Here is a 16,812-nt window from a genome sequence, read left to right on the forward strand (position 1 = left end):
GATCCCACAGGCACAGGGGCGAGAGGGAGCGGGTACGTGAAGGTGTTCCGGCTGGACGACCTGGAGGCCGAGCGGGCCGCCAACGAGGGCGCGTACCTCGGCTTCCTGCGCGAGCGGAACATGTCCGCCGGGCTCTACGCCCTGCGGGCCGGGGCGCTCGACCCGCAGAAACCGCACGCGCAGGACGAGATCTACCTGGTCGTGAGCGGCCGGGCGCTGATCACCGTGGGGGAGGAGACGACGCACGTCGCGCGCGGCAGCGTGGTCTACGTCCCGGCCGGGACGCCGCACCGCTTCCACCACGTCACCGAGGACCTGAACGTCATGGTGGTCTTCTCGCCCCCCGAGGCGTGAGGGCCTTCGCCCCCGGGTTCCCGTAGGGGGAGGGTCAGGGACGGATGGGGACCGCGAGGCCTCCGCAGGGGGCCGCCGCGGCCCTAGCCTGGGAGCGGAAGGACGACAAGGAGGAGGAAACGGTGAAGCTCTTCGAGGGCCTGCCCTGGTGGGTCAAGTGGGTCGCGGTGCCGGTGATCGCGATCGTGGTCTTCGGCGGCATGATCGCCAGCGCGATCGGGTTCCTGTTCTGGCTGCTGTTCAAGGTGCTGGTCTTCGTGGCACTGGTCGGCGGTCTGGTGTACGTGGTCAAGAAGTTCACCTCGTCCTCGTCCGACTCCCGCGACAAGTGGTGACCCCGTGGGGCCCGGTCACCGGGCCCCACGGGAGGTGCGCCGCTCAGTCCTGGAGCCGCACGCGCTCCGGGCCCCGCGGCGCCGCACCGTTCGGTGAGGCGTCGCCGCCGGCGCCGGTCGCGCCGTTCATCTGGGCGAGCAGCTGACGGGCCAGGCCCAGGCCCGTACCACCCATGGTCAGCGCCTTGGCGAACATCTCCGACATCCCGTCGGCGCCGTTCAGCAGCACCATGTGGTCCACGTTGCCGAAGGCCTCGGCGCCCGCCCGGACGATCTCCGGCCAGTTCTCGGCCAGCTGCTGGGCGACGACCGCCTCCTGGTTCTCCGCCAGGGCCGCGGCCCGCGCCTTGATCGACTCGGCCTCGGCCAGGCCCTTGGCCTTCGCGGCCTCGGCCTCCGCCAGACCCCGTGCCTGGGTCGCGGCGGCCTCGGCCTCACCTGTGGCCCGGGTGGCCGCTGCGGCCGCCTCACCGCCGATCCTGGTCTGCTCCGCCTGGGCCGCCGCGGCCGTCTTGACGCGGTTCGCCTCGGCGATGGCGGCCAGTTCCGTCTCGCGGGCCTTCGCCTCGGCCGCCGAGATGCGCGCGTCGCGCTCGGCCTCGGCCAGCGTCCGCTTCTCGTACGCGGAGGCGTCCGCCGGCTTGCGGACGTCCGCCTGCAGCTGCTGTTCGCGCCGCTGCGCCTCCAGTTCGGCGACCCGGGTCTCCTGGACGACGACCTCCTGCCGGGCCGCCGCCTCCGCGAGCGGTCCCGCCTGCCGGGAGGACGCGGTGGCCTTGTCCCGCTCGGCCATGTAACCGGCCTGCAGGATCTGGCTGTCCCGGGTCGCCTCCGCCATGCGGGCCGCGGCCTGCTGCTCGGCCTCGGTGGCCAGCCGGTCCGCCTCCGCCTGCGCGATGCGCGCGTCACGCTGGACGGCCGCGGCGTGCGGAGCGGCCAGGTTGTTGATGTAACCGGTCGGGTCGACGATCTCGTGGATCTGCAGCGAGTCGATGATCAGACCGAGCTTCTCCATCTCCGAGCCCGAGGCGGCCCGGGTCTCGGCGGTGAGCCGCTCCCGGTCCCGGATCATCTGCTCCACCGTCAGCCCGCCCACGATGGAGCGCAGATGACCGGCGAAGACGTTGTGCACCCGCTCGGGCATGAACTTCTGCTGGTCCAGGAAGCGTCGTGCCGCGTTGGCGATGGAGACCATGTCGTCGCCGACCTTGAAGATGACCACGCCGTGCACCTTCAGCGGGATGCCCTGCTGGGTGACGCAGTCCACGTTCAGCTCGGCCTCGTTGAGGTCGAGCGAGAGCCTGCGCACCGCCTGCACGCCGGGCAGGACCAGGGTCCCCCGCCCCGTGACGATGCGGAACCCCATGCCCTCCCCCACACCGTCCGTACGGTGCTTGGAACCCGAGATGACCAGTGCCTCGTTGGGCTCGGCGACCCGCCACATGAGCCGGAACAGGCCGATCAGGATGATGACCGCGACGAGCGCCCCGCCCGCCGCAACGCCGATGAGCATCGGCATACGCCCCCTTACGAATGGCCCCGATCGGGGCCGCGTACGGGAGTGTGCGCCTGTGGGTGACGGTCCGGTAGGTCCTGGCGGATCCTTGTCGCTTTCTTGACGCGGAGCGGAGCGATCCGCTCAGCCGTACGCGGGCGCCACGTACACGGTGCGCGGCGGCAGGTGCTCCACCACCACCACGACCGTGCCCTTCTCGATGCGCTCCCCGGCGGTCCCCGGGTACGCCAGGAACGCCTCCGCACCGCCCCGCACGTGCACGATCACCTCGCCGACCAGCCCCGGCCCGACCGTCCCGGTCACCCGGCCCTGCAGTCCGACCACGTCCCCCGCCCCTCCAAGCTCACTTGGCGCGGCGCCGGTGCCCGCGACCGGTGCCCGTGGGAACAGTGTCGCCGCTGCCGCGGTCCGCCGACACCACCAGCGCGGCCAGTGCCGTCGTCAACGGCACCGCCACCACCAGGCCGATGCTGCCCACCAGGGTGCGCACGATCTCCTCGGCGACCAGCTCGCTGCCCGCCACCGCCAGCACCCCGCGCTCCGCGATGGAGAAGAGCAGCAGCAGCGGCAGCGCCGCACCCGCGTACGCAAGCACCAGGGTGTTGACGACCGAGGCGATGTGGTCGCGGCCGATGCGCATCGCCGCCGAGTACAACTGCCGCGGGCCGGCGGACGGGTTCGCCTCCCGCAGCTCCCACACGGCCGAGGTCTGGGTGACCGTCACGTCGTCCAGGACGCCCAGCGAACCGATGATGATGCCGGCCAGCAGCAGACCGCGGATCTCGATGTCCGGGTAGAGGGAGTGGATCAGCCCCGTCTCGTCCGAGGTGTTGCCGCTGAGCAGCGCCCAGTCGATGAAGACCGAGCCCAGGACGCCGATCAGCAGCAGCGAGCACAAGGTGCCCAGGACCGCCACCGAGGTACGGGCGTTCAGGCCGTGGCACATGTAGAGCGCGATCAGCATGATGGCGCTGCCGCCGACCACCGCCACCAGGAGCGGATTACTGCCGTGCAGGATCGCCGGGAGGATGAACAGCGTCAGCACGGCGAAGCTGATGACCAGCGCGGCCAGCGCCAGGATCCCGCGCAGCCGCCCGACCACGACCACCACCGCGGCGAAGATCCCGGCCAGCAGCCACAGGGGGAACGCCCGGTCGAGGTCGGTCACCGAGTACTGCAGTTCGCGCGGCGCCTGGGGTGCGTACGCCAGCAGCACCTTCTGGTCCTTCGTGTAGTGCCGGGTCTGAGTCGGCTGCACGATCTCGGTGAAGGTGCGGCCCGCGTCCTTGCCCGAGGTGACCTCGATGGTCGCCCGCTGGCAGATCGCCGGGCCGGACGGCGCCGCCGAGGGCCCGGGGGAGGGAGCGGCGCCGGCGCCCGGTTCGGCGTTGACCTCCGAGCACTTGACGTCCTCGACCTTCACCACCCGTCCGGACTGCGTCTGCTGGTCGAAGCCGACGCCGGTGCGGTCGTGCTCCGGCACACCGCCCGGCCACAGCACCACCAGGCCGGCCACCACGGCCGCGACGAAGGGGACGAGGACGGCGGCGATGACCTTGCGCAGGTGCCGGGAGACCGGCGGCACCGGGCCGTGACCGTGTCCGTGACCGTGTCCGTGACCATGGCCGTGCGCGTGCGGGTGAGTGGAGTCCACCGCCCGATCATCGCAACACCCCCTGGTGTGCGTCAGTGAGGACCCGCTAGCGTTGAGGCACCTTTGCGAACGCGGGAGCTCGGAGCACCGGGCTGAGAGGGCGCTGACCGGCCGAGGGGCCACCAGCTGCGCCGACCGCTGAACCTGTTACCGGGTAATGCCGGCGTAGGGAGTGGGTCTCATGACCATGCAGGATGCACGCGCGCGCGAAATCGGCTGGCACAAGGGGTACGTGACCGGGTCCCGCCCGGACATCGCGGTCCCCGTCCGCCGGGTCCACCTCACCAACGGCCGGGACGTGACGCTGTACGACACCTCCGGCCCGTACACCGACCCGAACGTCACCACCGACGTCCGCCGCGGCCTCCCGCCGCTGCGGGAGAACTGGATCGTCGCCCGCGGCGACACCGAGGAGTACCCCGGCCGCCCCGTCCGCCCCGAGGACGACGGCCTCAAGCACACCTCACCGCGTGGCGGCCTGCGCAACCTGGACGCCGTCTTCCCCGGCCGTCCTCGCCTCCCCCGGCGCGGCCGGCCGGGACAGCCGGCGACCCAGCTGGCGTACGCGCGGCGGGGCGAGGTCACCCCGGAGATGGAGTACGTCGCGCTCCGCGAGGGCGTCTCCCCCGAGGTCGTCCGCGAGGAGATCGCGGCGGGACGCGCCGTCCTGCCGGCGAACGTCAACCACCCGGAGATCGAGCCGATGGTCATCGGCAAGCGGTTCCTGGTGAAGGTCAACGCCAACATCGGCAACTCTGCCGTCACCTCCTCCATCGAGGAGGAGGTGGACAAGATGACCTGGGCCACCCGCTGGGGCGCCGACACGGTCATGGACCTCTCCACCGGCCGCAACATCCACACCACACGCGAGTGGGTGCTGCGCAACTCCCCCGTCCCCATCGGCACGGTCCCCCTCTACCAGGCCCTGGAGAAGGTCGACGGCAAGGCCGAGGAACTGACCTGGGAGATCTACAAGGACACCGTCATCGAGCAGGCCGAGCAGGGCGTCGACTACATGACCGTCCACGCCGGCGTGCTGCTGCGGTACGTCCCGCTGACCGCGCGCCGCAAGACGGGCATCGTCTCCCGCGGCGGGTCGATCATGGCGGCCTGGTGCCTGGCGCACCACCGGGAGAGCTTCCTCTACGAGAACTTCGAGGAGCTCTGCGAGATCCTCGCCGCCTACGACGTCACCTACTCCCTGGGCGACGGCCTGCGTCCCGGCTCCATCGCGGACGCCAACGACGAGGCCCAGTTCGCGGAGCTGCGCACGCTCGGCGAACTCAACAGCGTCGCCAAGCGGCACGGCGTGCAGACGATGATCGAGGGGCCGGGGCACGTCCCCATGCACAAGATCAAGGAGAACATCGACCTCCAGCAGGAGATCTGCGAGGAGGCGCCGTTCTACACCCTCGGCCCGCTCACCACCGACATCGCGCCCGCCTACGACCACATCACCTCCGGCATCGGCGCCGCGATGATCGCCTGGTGGGGCACGGCCATGCTCTGCTACGTCACCCCCAAGGAGCACCTGGGCCTGCCCGACCGCGACGACGTCAAGACCGGCGTCATCACCTACAAGATCGCCGCCCACGCCGCCGACCTCGCCAAGGGCCACCCCGGCGCCCAGGAGTGGGACGACGCCCTGTCCGACGCCCGCTTCGAGTTCCGCTGGGAGGACCAGTTCAACCTGGCCCTCGACCCGGACACGGCGCGGGCCTTCCACGACGAGACGCTGCCGGCGGAGCCGGCCAAGACCGCGCACTTCTGCTCCATGTGCGGGCCGAAGTTCTGCTCGATGAAGATCTCCCAGGACATCCGCCGCCAACACGGCGGTACGCCCGAGGAGATCGAGGCCGGCATGGCGGAGAAGTCCCGCGAGTTCGCCGCCTCGGGCAACCGCGTCTACCTCCCGGTCGCCGACTGACCCGGTATCCGCCGGCAGCCCGTCCGCACGGGCTGCCGGCGGTGCGGTCCCGCGTCGTCGTCGAAGTCGAAGTCCCGTCAGTCCGGGGTGTGGTCCGGGCCGCCGAAGTCGGGGCTGGAGAAGTCGGGGCTGGTGAAGTCGGGGCTCGTGAAGCGGTCCCCGGGTTCGGGGGACGACTCGGGGCCGGGGCTGGAGAAGTCGGGGCGGGAGTAGCCGAGGCGTGGCATCCGGGAGGTGCCGCCGCCGGGGCTCGCGGTGGGGGCGGTCGGGGCGGCGCCGGCGGCCTTGGCGAGGGCGTCGTCGAGGAAGGGCTGCAGCCCCCGCTCCACCAGGGCCCGGCGCCACAGCTCGCGGGCGAGCGCGACGTCACGTGACTCGTCGTCGGGAGGGTCGTGGAGGGCGGTCGAGCCGTTGCGCAGCGCGGTGAGCAGCAGTCCGACCATGCCGATGACGACGCCGCAGGCGGCGACGGCCGCGAAGAGCCAGCCGGCCTGCCGCAGCGGCTGGGCGATCGCCGGTTCGGGGTGCCCGAAGCGCAGGGCGTACCCGAGCACGAGGAAGATGACGGCGGCCGTGCCCGCCAGGATCGGCGTGAGCACGGCGACGACGGCGAACAGCCCTGCCCCCGAGCCGTCGGCGGCGACCGGGGCCGCCGCGGCCGCGTAGCCGATGCCCGGCACGGCCGCGGTGCGTGCCTCGCGGCGTTGCTCCGCGAGGGCCTCGCGGACCTTGACGAACTGCTCGTACTCGGGCGCGGCGCAGGCGGAGATGGGCCCGGCCGCGTTGAGCGCCAGGGTGCGCAACTGCTCGGCGTTGAGGCGGCTGCGCGGGTCGGCGAGGGCGGCCCGCGTGCCCTCCGAGTGCAGAGCCGTGTCGAGGGCGCGCTCGAACTCCGGGCGGTCCTCGGTCAGCAGGTGTGGAGCGCTGTTCATGTGCATCCCCCGATGCTCCGTCTCCGGTGCCGCCCGGAGTTCACGAAGGACTGAGGTCCGGTCCGGCTGGGCGGAAGCGGAGGAGAAGCTGCCTACGGATATCCCGATGGTAGAGCGCGGAGGTGACGCGGTGACAGAGTGTTTCCGGAAAATGGGGGTTTCGGGGACTACAACGGCAGCTGTGCGACCAGGAGTTTGCCGTCCATGGTCACTCCGCCGTCCATGGCCACCGCCAGGTCGTCCGCGTACACGTGCGGTCCCTCGATGACGGCGGACCGGTCCGGCTGCTCGGCGCCGAGCTCCCCGCCGGGCTCGCCGAGCAGGTACGGGATGGGGCTGTGGCCGTGCACGACGCGGTGGCCGCCGTAGGTGTCGAGCAGTTCGCGGGCGGCCTCCGGTCCCGACTCGCCGCGGAAGGCGAAGCGCCGGGTGAACTTGCGGAACAGCTCCCAGCACTCGTCGGCGTCGCCGCGCTGCAGGATGCCGGTGACGGCGTCGTTCATGGCGTCGATGGTGCCGCCGTACTCCAGGTACGCGGTGGTGTCGGAGTGCAGCAGCAGGTGGCCGTCGGTGAGGGCGGCCGCGTCCAGCCGGGACATCCAGGCGACGTGGTGGTCCTGCAGCCGCTCCATGTCGGTGGTCTGGCCGCCGTTGAGGCGCCAGGCGGCGAGGAAGGAGGCGGTGCCGGCGGCGGAGTTCACCGGGGTGTCGCCGAAGCGGTGGGCACCGAGCAGCAGCAGTTCGTGGTTGCCCATGAGGGCCCTGGTGTAGCCGCCGGCCGCGGCGGCCTCCGCGGACAGCTGCATGACGAGCTCGATCACGCCGATGCCGTCGGGGCCGCGGTCGGTGAAGTCGCCGAGGAACCACAGGCGGGCGTTGCCGGCCGCCCAGTGGCCCTCGGAGTCGATCAGCCCGGTCGCGTACAGGGCCTCGCGCAGCCGGTCCAGGTAGCCGTGGACGTCGCCGACGACGTAGAGCGGGCCCAGCGCCTGGGGGTCGGTCGCGGTGACCACCGGGAGGTCGTGCTGCGTGGGCGTGTACTCCGGCGGCATCATCCGCTCGTCGATCATGGTCGGTTCGTGCCCGGCCGGGTAGCCGGGTGGGGCCCCGACGGCATCGGCGGGGTGCGCCGACGGCGTCATGGGCGCACCGTGCGCCACCACCTCCGCGGGGTCCTGAGACCAGCCGTACGAGGTACCGGGCATGGGTCCCTGACCTGCCCCCTGAGTCATCGACCCCTCCACCGTCGCGCCACCATCCGCCCATCATAGGAATGACGATGTCGTGGCGTGACACACCTGCTGATAGCGATTTCATCCGGTGCGGACAAATCCGCACGGGGTGGACCGTTCTCGCCCCGGAGGCACCGGTTCCTATCCCCCCGCGGGCCCGCGGGGCGGGCTGACGGTGGTGCGCGGCGAGCGCCGCTGGGAGGAGGTGCGGACGATCAGGTCGGTCGGCATGACCTGCTGCACCGGGCGGCCCGCGTCAACCCCCTCGATGGCGTCGATGAGCAACTGGACGACCGCGGTGCCGATCCGGCCCGGTTTGAGGGAGAGCGTGGTGATCGGGGGCTCGGTCGTCGCGTAGACCATGCTCTCGCTGCAGCAGACCAGCAGGAGGTCGTCGGGCACGCGCAGCCCGTAGCGGCGGGCGGCGGCGAGCAGGTCGGTGCCGTTGGGGTCGAAGAGGCCGTAGACCGCGTCGGGGCGGTCGGGGCGGGCGAGCAGGCGGTCGGCGGCGACGGCGCCGGCGCACGGGTCGTGGGCGGGGTAGGCCTCGACGACGGGTTCCTGGCCGATCCGCTCGCACCAGTTGAGGTAGGCGGTGGTGGACAGGCGGGTGTAGGTGTCGGTGCTGGTCCCGGTGAGCAGGCCGATCCTGCGGGCCCCGGCCTCGGCGAGGTGCTCCAGGATGCCGAGCACGGCGGCCTCGTGGTCGTTGTCGACCCAGGCCTGGACGGGCAGGCTGCCGGCCGGGCGGCCGTCGCTGACCACGGGGATGCCCTGCCGCACCAGCTCGGTGACCATCGGGTCGTGGTCGGAGGGGTCGATCACCACCGTGCCGTCCAGCGCGACGTTGCTCCACACGTCGTGCCGGGAGGAGGCGGGCAGGATGACAAGGGCGTAGCCGCGGGCGAGCGCGGCGGAGGTGGCGGCCCGGGCCATCTCGGCGAAGTAGGCGAACTCCGTGAAGGTGAAGGGTTCTTCGCCGTACGTCGTCACGGTCAGGCCGATCAGCCCCGACCTCCCGGTGCGCAGCGTGCGGGCGGCGGCGGAGGGGCGGTACCCCAGCCGGTCGGCGACCTCACGGACGTGACGGCGGGTGGCGTCGGGCAGTCGGCCCTTGCCGTTGAGCGCGTCGGAGACAGTGGTGATCGAGACGCCGGCCGCGGCGGCCACGTCCCTGATGCCGGCCCGCTCCAGCCGGCGTCCGGCGGGTCGGCTCGCCTGGTGGTTCCCTGCTGCTGTCATGGCGTGGTGATAGTAGGGGTCGGGTGGTCCTTTCGCGGGGTGCCGGAGAAGGCGTTGACAGAGACGTTTCCCCGCACACGCTGCCGGGCGTGGCCGGGAAAGCGCAGGTGGCGGCGGGTGGCTACCACGTGTCACGGGCCCGTCACGGGGTCCCGTCCGCCCCGCCCCCCGCGGTGTGGACGTGCATCAACTCACCCCTTCGAGGGATGCGCGCCACCGCGCGCGCCACCGGCGCGCAGTGCGTCGCACCGCCTGCTGCGTCCGCCGCGAGCCCCTGCCGCGCGCCCGTGGGTCGCAGGGCCTCCCCCGGCCGGGCGGCCGCTCGTATGGTGTGGGGCATGAGCCCCAAACTGCGCCGCGAACTGGACGGCATCCCCACGTACAAGCCGGGCAGACCCCCGGCCGTGGAAGAGGGAGTGACCGCTTACAAGCTGTCCTCCAACGAGAACCCCTACGCGCCGCTGCCCGGTGTCCTGGAGGCGGCCACCGCCGCCGCGGAGAACTTCAACCGCTACCCGGACATGGCGTGCACGGCCCTCCACGGCGAGCTGGCGCACCGCTTCGGCGTGCCGGTGGAGCACATCGCCACCGGCACCGGCTCGGTCGGGGTCGCGCAGCAGCTGCTGCAGTCGACCGCCGGACCGGGTGACGAGGTCATCTACGCCTGGCGGTCCTTCGAGGCCTATCCGATCATCACGCAGATCAGCGGAGCGGCCTCGGTGCCGGTTCCGCTGGACGCGGACGAGACCCACGACCTGGACGCGATGGCCGGGGCGATCACCGACCGGACGCGGCTGGTCTTCGTCTGCAACCCCAACAACCCCACCGGCACGGTGGTCCGCCGGGCCGCGCTGGAGCGCTTCCTGGACCGCGTCCCCTCGGACGTGCTGGTCGTGCTGGACGAGGCGTACAAGGAGTTCATCCGCGATCCCGAGGTCCCGGACGGCGTCGAGGTCTACCGCGACCGTCCCAACGTGGCGGTGCTGCGCACCTTCTCCAAGGCGTACGGGCTCGCCGGGCTGCGCGTGGGGTTCGCGATCGCGCACGAGCCGGTCGCGGCGGCGCTGCGCAAGACGGCCGTCCCCTTCGGGGTGAGCCAGCTCGCCCAGGACGCGGCGGTGGCCTCGCTGCGCGCGGAGGCGGCGCTGCTGGAGCGGGTCGACGCGCTGGTGACCCAGCGGGCCCGGGTCTTCGACGGGCTGACGGCGCAGGGCTGGACGGTGCCGGAGACCCACGCCAACTTCGTGTGGCTGCGGCTGGGGGAGCGCACGGCCGACTTCGCCGCGGCCTGTGAGCGGGCCGGCGTCACCGTCCGTCCGTTCGCGGGGGAGGGCGTGCGGATCACGATCGGCGAGGACGCCGCCAACGACGTCCTGCTCCGTACGGCCGAGGCCTTCCGCAAGGAGCTGTAGCCGCCCCCACGCGCCGTCCCGGGTTCCACGGGGCGTCGTGGCGCCCTTTTCGCCCCCTCCCACCCCCCGGTGTGAGGGGGCGAAAACGTGTGCGGCATACTGAGCTTGTGAATGCGTTCACTTTCACAAGCTCGGCAAGATAGGAGGCGTGGCGTGGACCTGGCACTGGACTCCGTGGCCGTCGCGCGATGGCAATTCGGCATCACGACCGTCTACCACTACCTCTTCGTCCCCCTCACGATCTCCCTCGCCGCGCTGACCGCGGGCCTCCAGACGGCCTGGGTGCGCACGGGCAAGGAGAAGTACCTGCGGGCGACCAAGTTCTGGGGCAAGCTCTTCCTGATCAACATCGCCATGGGCGTGGCCACCGGCCTGGTCCAGGAGTTCCAGTTCGGCATGAACTGGTCGGACTACTCGCGCTTCGTCGGCGACGTGTTCGGCGCCCCGCTCGCCTTCGAGTCGCTCATCGCCTTCTTCTTCGAGTCCACCTTCATCGGCCTGTGGATCTTCGGCTGGGACAAGCTGCCGCAGAAGATCCACCTGGCCTGCATCTGGCTGGTCTCGCTGGGCACGATCCTGTCCGCGTACTTCATCCTCGCCGCCAACTCCTGGATGCAGCACCCGGTCGGCTACCGCTACAACAAGGTCACCGGCCGCGCCGAGCTGACGGACTTCTGGGCCGTGCTCACCCAGAACACCACCCTCGTCGTGGTCTTCCACACGCTGACCGCGGCCTTCCTGACCGGCGCCGCCTTCATGATCGGCATCTCGGCCTACCACCTGGCCCGCCGCAGGCACGTCGCGGTCATGAGGACCTCGCTGCGCCTCGCCCTGGTCACCGCCGTCGTCGCCGGCCTGCTCACCGCGATCAGCGGCGACCGGCTGGGCAAGGTCATGTACGAGCAGCAGCCGATGAAGATGGCCGCCGCCGAGGCCCTGTGGGACGGCGAGTCCCCGGCCCCGTTCTCGATCTTCGCGTACGGCGACGTCGAGAAGGGCCACAACACCGTGGCCGTCGAGGTCCCCGGACTGCTGTCCTTCCTCGCCCACGACGACTTCAGCTCGTACGTCCCCGGCATCAACGACGTCAACAAGGCCGAGCAGGAGAAGTACGGCCCCGGCGACTACCGGCCCAACGTCCCGGTCGCCTACTGGGGCTTCCGCTGGATGATCGGCTTCGGCATGACCTCCTTCGCGGTCGGCCTGGCGGGACTCTGGCTCACCCGCCGCAGGTTCTGGCTCGCCGGGGACCGGCGCACCGCCGACGACGAGCCACCGCACCTGATGCTCACCAGGAACACCGCACTCTCCCCGGCCCTGTCCCGCTGGTACTGGCGGATCGGGCTGCTCACCATGGGCTTCCCGCTGATCGCCAACTCCTGGGGCTGGATCTTCACCGAGAACGGCCGCCAGCCGTGGGTCGTGTACGGGTTGCTGCGCACCGAGGACGCGGTCTCCCCCGGCGTCTCCACCGCCGAGATGCTGACCTCGCTGATCGTCCTCACCGCGCTCTACGCCGTCCTCGCCGTCGTCGAGGTCAAGCTCCTGGTCAAGTACGCCAAGGCCGGGCCGCCCGAGCTCACGGAGGCCGACCTCAATCCCCCCACGAAGATCGGCGGCGACGCCGACCGTCCGATGGCCTTCTCGTACTAGGGAGAGACGGCATGCACCTCCACGACGTCTGGTTCGTCATCATCGCCGTCCTGTGGACCGGCTACTTCTTCCTCGAGGGCTTCGACTTCGGCATCGGCGTCCTCACCCGGCTGCTCGCCCGCGACCGACCCGAACGGCGGGTGCTGATCAACACCATCGGCCCGGTCTGGGACGGCAACGAGGTCTGGCTGATCACCGCCGGCGGCGCCACCTTCGCCGCCTTTCCCGAGTGGTACGCCACCCTCTTCTCGGGCTTCTACCTGCCGCTGCTGGTGATCCTGCTCTGCCTGATCGTCCGGGTCGTGGCCTTCGAGTACCGGGCCAAGCGCAGCACCGAGCGCTGGCAGACCGGCTGGGAACAGGCCATCTTCTGGACCTCCCTGCTCCCCGCCTTCCTGTGGGGCGTGGCGTTCGCCAACATCGTGCACGGGGTGGACATCGACGCCTCCGGCGAGTACACCGGCGGGGTCCTGGACCTGCTCGGCCCCCACGCCCTGCTCGGCGGACTCGTCACGCTCAGCCTCTTCACCTTCCACGGCGCGGTCTTCGCGGCGCTGAAGACCCTCGGTGACATCCGCGACCGCGCCCGCCGCTTCGCCACCCGGGCCGGAGCGGTCACCGCCGTGCTCGCGGTCGCCTTCCTGGCCTGGACGCAGGGCAGCGGCGGGAACACGGCGAGCCTGGCGGCCGCGGCCGTCGCCGTGCTCGCGCTGCTCGCCGCGCTGGGCGCCAACCTGAGGGGCCGCGAGGGCTGGGCGTTCGCCTTCTCCGGGGTCACCGTCACCGCCGTGGTGGCGATGTTCTTCCTGGTGCTCTTCCCGGACGTCATGCCCTCCACGCTGGACCCGGCGTGGAGCCTGACGGTGGAGAACGCCTCCTCGACCCCGTACACGCTGAAGATCATGACCTGGTGCGCCGCGATCGCGGCCCCGCTGGTCGTGCTCTACCAGGCCTGGACGTACTGGGTGTTCCGCAGGCGGATCGGCACCCAGCACATCGCAGAAGCGCACTGAGGAGCTGTTTCACGTGAAACCCGTCGACCCCCGGCTCCTGAGGTACGCCCGCGCGACCCGTGTGTTCCTCGCCGTCTCCGTCCTGCTCGGTCTCGCCGGTGCGGGCCTGGTCATCGCGCAGGCGATGCTCCTCGCGGAGATCGTCGTCGGAGGTTTCCAGGACGGTCTCGACGCCGTAGCGCTGCGCACCCCCCTGCTGCTGCTCGCCGGCGTCGCGGCCGGCCGGGCGGCCGTCTCCTGGCTCACCGAGCTGTGCGCCCACCGCGCCTCCGCCGCGGTCAAGTCCCGGCTGCGCACACGGCTGCTGGAGCACGTCACCGCACTGGGCCCGGCGGGGCTCACCGAGCGCCGGACCGGTGAGCTCACCACGCTCGCCACCCGGGGCGTCGACGCCCTCGACGGCTACTTCGCCCGCTACCTGCCCCAACTGGGCCTGGCGGTCGTGGTGCCCGCCGCCGTCCTCGCCCGCATCGTCACCGAGGACTGGATCTCGGCGCTCACCATCGCCCTGACCCTCCCCCTCATCCCGGTCTTCATGGTCCTCATCGGCTGGGCCACCCAGGCCCGCATGGACCGTCAGTGGCAGCTGCTCGCCCGGTTGTCCGGCCACTTCCTCGACGTCGTCGCGGGCCTGCCCACCCTCAAGGTCTTCGGCCGGGCCAAGGCCCAGGCCGAGTCCATCCGCGCCATCACCGCCGACCACCGGCGCGCCACGATGCGGACGCTGCGCATCACCTTCCTCTCCTCCTTCGCCCTGGAACTGCTCTCCACCATCTCCGTCGCCCTGGTCGCCGTCGGTGTCGGCATGCGGCTGGTCCACGGTGAACTCGACCTCCGCACCGGGCTGGTCATCCTCGTCCTGGCGCCGGAGGCGTACCTGCCGCTGCGCCAGGTGGGAGCCCACTACCACGCGGCCGCCGAGGGGCTCTCCGCCGCCGACGAGGTCTTCGCCGTGCTGGAGACCGCGCCGCCCCGGCGCGGCACGGCCCCGGCCCCCGACCTGCGGGCCGCGGTCGTCGAACTGGACGGGGTCGCCGTGCAGGGCCGCCTCGGCGCCGTCTCCCTGCGGGTCTCCCCCGGCGAGACGATCGCCCTCACCGGCCCCAGCGGGATCGGCAAGAGCACCCTGCTCTCCGTGCTGCTCGGCTTCACCGAGCCGACCTCGGGACGGGTCCTGGCCGGCGGCACCGAACTCGCCGCCCACGACCCGGCCGGCTGGCACCGGCAGATCGCCTGGGTCCCCCAGCGGCCGTACCTCTTCGCCGGGACCGTCGCCGACAACGTACGGCTGGCCCGGCCGGACGCGAGCCCGGCCGGGGTCCGCGCCGCGCTCCGGGACGCGGGCGCCCCGGACCTCGACCCCGCGACGGTGGTCGGGGAGGGTGGCGCCGGGCTCTCCGCCGGACAGCGGCAACGCGTCGCCCTGGCCCGGGCGTTCCTCGCCGACCGGCCGCTGCTGCTGCTCGACGAACCCACGGCGGCGCTGGACGGGGAGACCGAGGCGGCCGTGGTCGACGCCGTACGGCGGCTCGCGGCCGGCCGCACGGTGCTGCTCGTGGTGCACCGCCCGGCGCTGCTGGCCGTGGCGGACCGCACGGCGCGGCTCGACGGCCGCCCGGAGCGTGCCGTGCCGTCCACCGCGGGGCACCCCGCCAGGGCCGAACGGCAGGCCGCGGCCACGGTCAGTGCCCCCGAACCCCTCGGCGCGGCCCTCGCCGTCGCGCCGGCCGCGCCCTCCGCCGCCGCAAGAACCTCCGCGCCGCTGACCCGGGTACGCCGGGTCACGTCGCCGCTGCGGCCGCGGTTCGCCCTCGCGTTGCTGCTCGGCGCCCTCGCGCTGCTGAGCGCCGTCGGTCTGATGGCGACCTCGGCCTGGCTGATATCCCGGGCCTCGCAGCAGCCGCCGGTCCTCTACCTGATGGTCGCGGTCACCGCGACCCGGGCCTTCGGGATCGGCCGGGCGGTGTTCCGCTACGCCGAGCGCCTGGTCTCGCACGACGCCGTCTTCCGCGCCCTGGCCGACCTCAGGGTGACCGTGTACCGCCGGCTGGAGCGGCTCGCGCCCGCCGCGCTGCGCGACACCCGGCGGGGCGACCTGCTCTCCCGCCTCGTCGCCGACGTGGACGGCCTGCAGGACTACTTCCTGCGCTGGCTGCTCCCCGCGGGCGCCGCCGCGCTCACCGGTACCGCGGCGGCCGCGTTCACGGCGTGGCTGCTGCCCGGTGCCGGAGCCGCCCTGGCGGTGGGACTGCTCACCGCCGGCGTGGCCGTGCCGGCCGTCTCCGCGGCGCTGGCCCGGCGCGCCGAACGCGCGCTCGCCCCCGCCCGCGGTGAACTCGCGGCCCAGGTCGTCGAGGTGCTCACCGGCACCGCCGAACTGACCGTCGCCGGGGCACTGCCCGGGCGCCGCGCCAAGGCGGCCGAGACGGACCGCGTGCTCACCCGGATCGCGGCGCGTTCCGCGGCCGGTGCGGCGCTCGGGGCCGGGCTCGGCGCCCTGGTCAGCGGAGTCACCGTCACGCTCTGCGCCTGGGCGGGCGTGCGGGCGGTGGCCGCCGGCGGACTGTCCGGGGTCGCGCTCGCGGTCGTCGTGCTCACCCCGCTCGCGGCCTTCGAGGCGGTGGCGGCCATGCCGCTCGCGGCGCAGTACCGGCAGCGCAGCCGGCAGGCGGCGCAGCGCGTGTACGACGTGCTCGACACCCCCGAGCCCGTACGGGAGCCGGAACGCCCTGCCCCCGTGCCCGCCGGACCGCACCCCCTGGTGCTGCGCGGTCTCACCGCCCGCCATCCGGGGCAGCCCCGGCCCGCGCTGGACGGCGTCGGCCTCGAACTGACTCCCGGTCGCCGGATCGCGGTCGTCGGCCCCTCCGGCTCGGGCAAGACGACCCTCGCCCACGTGCTGCTGCGCTTCCTGGACGTCGAGGCGGGCACCTACACCCTCGCGGGCACCGACGCCACGGCCCTCGACGGCGACGCCGTGCGCCGCATGGTCGGCCTGTGCGCCCAGGACGCGCACGCCTTCGACAGCACGGTCCGGGAGAACCTGCGCCTGGCCCGCCCCGGCGCGGACGACGCGGAGCTGCGCGGCGCGCTCGCCGCGGCCCGGCTCGACCTGGACCTCGACCTCCCGGTCGGCGAGCACGGCACCCGCCTGTCCGGCGGCCAGCGCCAGCGGCTGGCGCTGGCCCGGGCGCTGCTCGCCGACTTCCCCGTCCTGGTGCTCGACGAGCCCGCCGAACACCTCGACCTGGCCACCGCCGACGCCCTGACCGCCGATCTGCTGGCCGCGACCACGGGCCGGACGACCGTGCTGATCACCCACCGCCTCACCGGTCTGGAAGGGGTCGACGAGATCCTCGTCCTCGACCGCGGCCGGGTCGTGCAGCGCGGTACGCACCAGGAGCTGGCCGCCGCCGACGGCCCGTTCCGCCGGGGCCTGGACCGCGAGCGTGCGGCCGACGCACTGGGCGCGCCCGAGCCGGAGTCGATCACGGCGTAGGACGCGGCACCGGCCTAGGCTCGCCGTATGGCAGAACCACTGG

Annotated in this window: 13 protein-coding genes; 7 read left to right on the forward strand and 6 right to left on the reverse strand. The window is 72.6% G+C overall.

The genetic code is table 11. The features are described 5' to 3' along the window. The first annotated feature begins 36 nt into the window (after positions 1-36). Positions 37-354, forward strand: a complete 318-nt coding sequence (locus PV410_RS38510; protein WP_500330948.1) for a cupin domain-containing protein — start codon at positions 37-39, stop codon at positions 352-354. Positions 355-476: 122 nt separating this feature from the next. Next, positions 477-689, forward strand: coding sequence for a DUF5326 family protein (locus PV410_RS38515; RefSeq protein ID WP_018558186.1), 213 nt, complete (start codon positions 477-479; stop codon positions 687-689). 43 nt (positions 690-732) lie between these two features. On the opposite strand, the gene PV410_RS38520 is transcribed toward PV410_RS38515, so the two are convergent. The 3 genes from PV410_RS38520 to PV410_RS38530 form a co-directional block, all read right to left on the reverse strand. Continuing rightward, positions 733-2,208 (reverse strand): flotillin family protein, encoded by a 1,476-nt coding sequence (locus tag PV410_RS38520; RefSeq protein ID WP_500330950.1) that lies wholly within the window; start codon positions 2,206-2,208, stop codon positions 733-735. 120 nt (positions 2,209-2,328) lie between these two features. Beyond that, on the reverse strand, positions 2,329-2,529 hold the full coding sequence (locus tag PV410_RS38525) for an NfeD C-terminal domain-containing protein (protein ID WP_500330952.1): 201 nt from the start codon (positions 2,527-2,529) through the stop codon (positions 2,329-2,331). Between the two features lie 19 nt (positions 2,530-2,548). Next, entirely contained in the window at positions 2,549-3,859 is a 1,311-nt protein-coding gene (locus tag PV410_RS38530; RefSeq protein ID WP_500330953.1) for a YibE/F family protein, read from the reverse strand. A gap of 181 nt (positions 3,860-4,040) precedes the next feature. Between PV410_RS38530 and thiC the strand changes: the two genes are divergently transcribed. Then, positions 4,041-5,786, forward strand: a complete 1,746-nt coding sequence (thiC, locus tag PV410_RS38535) for a phosphomethylpyrimidine synthase ThiC (protein WP_500330955.1) — start codon at positions 4,041-4,043, stop codon at positions 5,784-5,786. 77 nt (positions 5,787-5,863) lie between these two features. Here thiC and PV410_RS38540 read toward each other — a convergent pair whose 3' ends face one another. The 3 genes from PV410_RS38540 to PV410_RS38550 form a co-directional block, all read right to left on the reverse strand. Further along, positions 5,864-6,724 carry a hypothetical protein gene (locus PV410_RS38540; protein WP_500330957.1) on the reverse strand — a complete coding sequence of 287 codons (861 nt, stop codon included), beginning with the start codon at positions 6,722-6,724 and terminating at the stop codon, positions 5,864-5,866. 161 nt (positions 6,725-6,885) lie between these two features. Beyond that, the gene (locus PV410_RS38545; protein ID WP_500330958.1) at positions 6,886-7,923 is read right to left on the reverse strand and encodes a metallophosphoesterase; all 1,038 of its coding nucleotides are present in this window, start codon (positions 7,921-7,923) and stop codon (positions 6,886-6,888) included. 168 nt (positions 7,924-8,091) lie between these two features. Continuing rightward, entirely contained in the window at positions 8,092-9,192 is a 1,101-nt protein-coding gene (locus tag PV410_RS38550) for a LacI family DNA-binding transcriptional regulator (RefSeq protein ID WP_500330959.1), read from the reverse strand. A gap of 338 nt (positions 9,193-9,530) precedes the next feature. On the opposite strand from PV410_RS38550, the gene hisC reads away from it, so the two are divergent. From hisC to cydD, 4 genes are all read left to right on the forward strand, one after another. Further along, complete coding sequence (hisC, locus tag PV410_RS38555) at positions 9,531-10,604, forward strand: histidinol-phosphate transaminase (protein WP_500330961.1); 1,074 nt, start codon at positions 9,531-9,533, stop codon at positions 10,602-10,604. 153 nt (positions 10,605-10,757) lie between these two features. Beyond that, a complete protein-coding gene (locus PV410_RS38560) occupies positions 10,758-12,257 on the forward strand; it encodes a cytochrome ubiquinol oxidase subunit I (protein WP_500330963.1) in 1,500 nt (499 codons plus the stop codon). An 11-nt stretch (positions 12,258-12,268) separates the two neighbouring features. Then, entirely contained in the window at positions 12,269-13,270 is a 1,002-nt protein-coding gene (cydB, locus tag PV410_RS38565) for a cytochrome d ubiquinol oxidase subunit II (RefSeq protein WP_500330965.1), read from the forward strand. Between the two features lie 13 nt (positions 13,271-13,283). Further along, positions 13,284-16,769, forward strand: coding sequence for a thiol reductant ABC exporter subunit CydD (cydD, locus tag PV410_RS38570; RefSeq protein WP_500330966.1), 3,486 nt, complete (start codon positions 13,284-13,286; stop codon positions 16,767-16,769). Positions 16,770-16,812: the final 43 nt, after the last annotated feature.

The organism is Streptomyces sp. PA03-5A, from assembly GCF_033792725.1.
Lineage (GTDB): Bacteria > Actinomycetota > Actinomycetes > Streptomycetales > Streptomycetaceae > Actinacidiphila.

Bases quoted from the DNA above. Each gene is read 5' to 3' on its own strand.
- PV410_RS38520 (WP_500330950.1), bottom strand. From the start codon at position 2,208: ATGCCGATGCTCATCGGCGTTGCGGCGGGCGGGGCGCTCGTCGCGGTC.
- thiC (WP_500330955.1), top strand. From the start codon at position 4,041: ATGACCATGCAGGATGCACGCGCGCGCGAAATCGGCTGGCACAAGGGG.
- PV410_RS38540 (WP_500330957.1), bottom strand. From the start codon at position 6,724: ATGCACATGAACAGCGCTCCACACCTGCTGACCGAGGACCGCCCGGAG.
- PV410_RS38545 (WP_500330958.1), bottom strand. From the start codon at position 7,923: ATGCCCGGTACCTCGTACGGCTGGTCTCAGGACCCCGCGGAGGTGGTG.
- PV410_RS38550 (WP_500330959.1), bottom strand. From the start codon at position 9,192: ATGACAGCAGCAGGGAACCACCAGGCGAGCCGACCCGCCGGACGCCGG.
- hisC (WP_500330961.1), top strand. From the start codon at position 9,531: ATGAGCCCCAAACTGCGCCGCGAACTGGACGGCATCCCCACGTACAAG.
- cydB (WP_500330965.1), top strand. From the start codon at position 12,269: ATGCACCTCCACGACGTCTGGTTCGTCATCATCGCCGTCCTGTGGACC.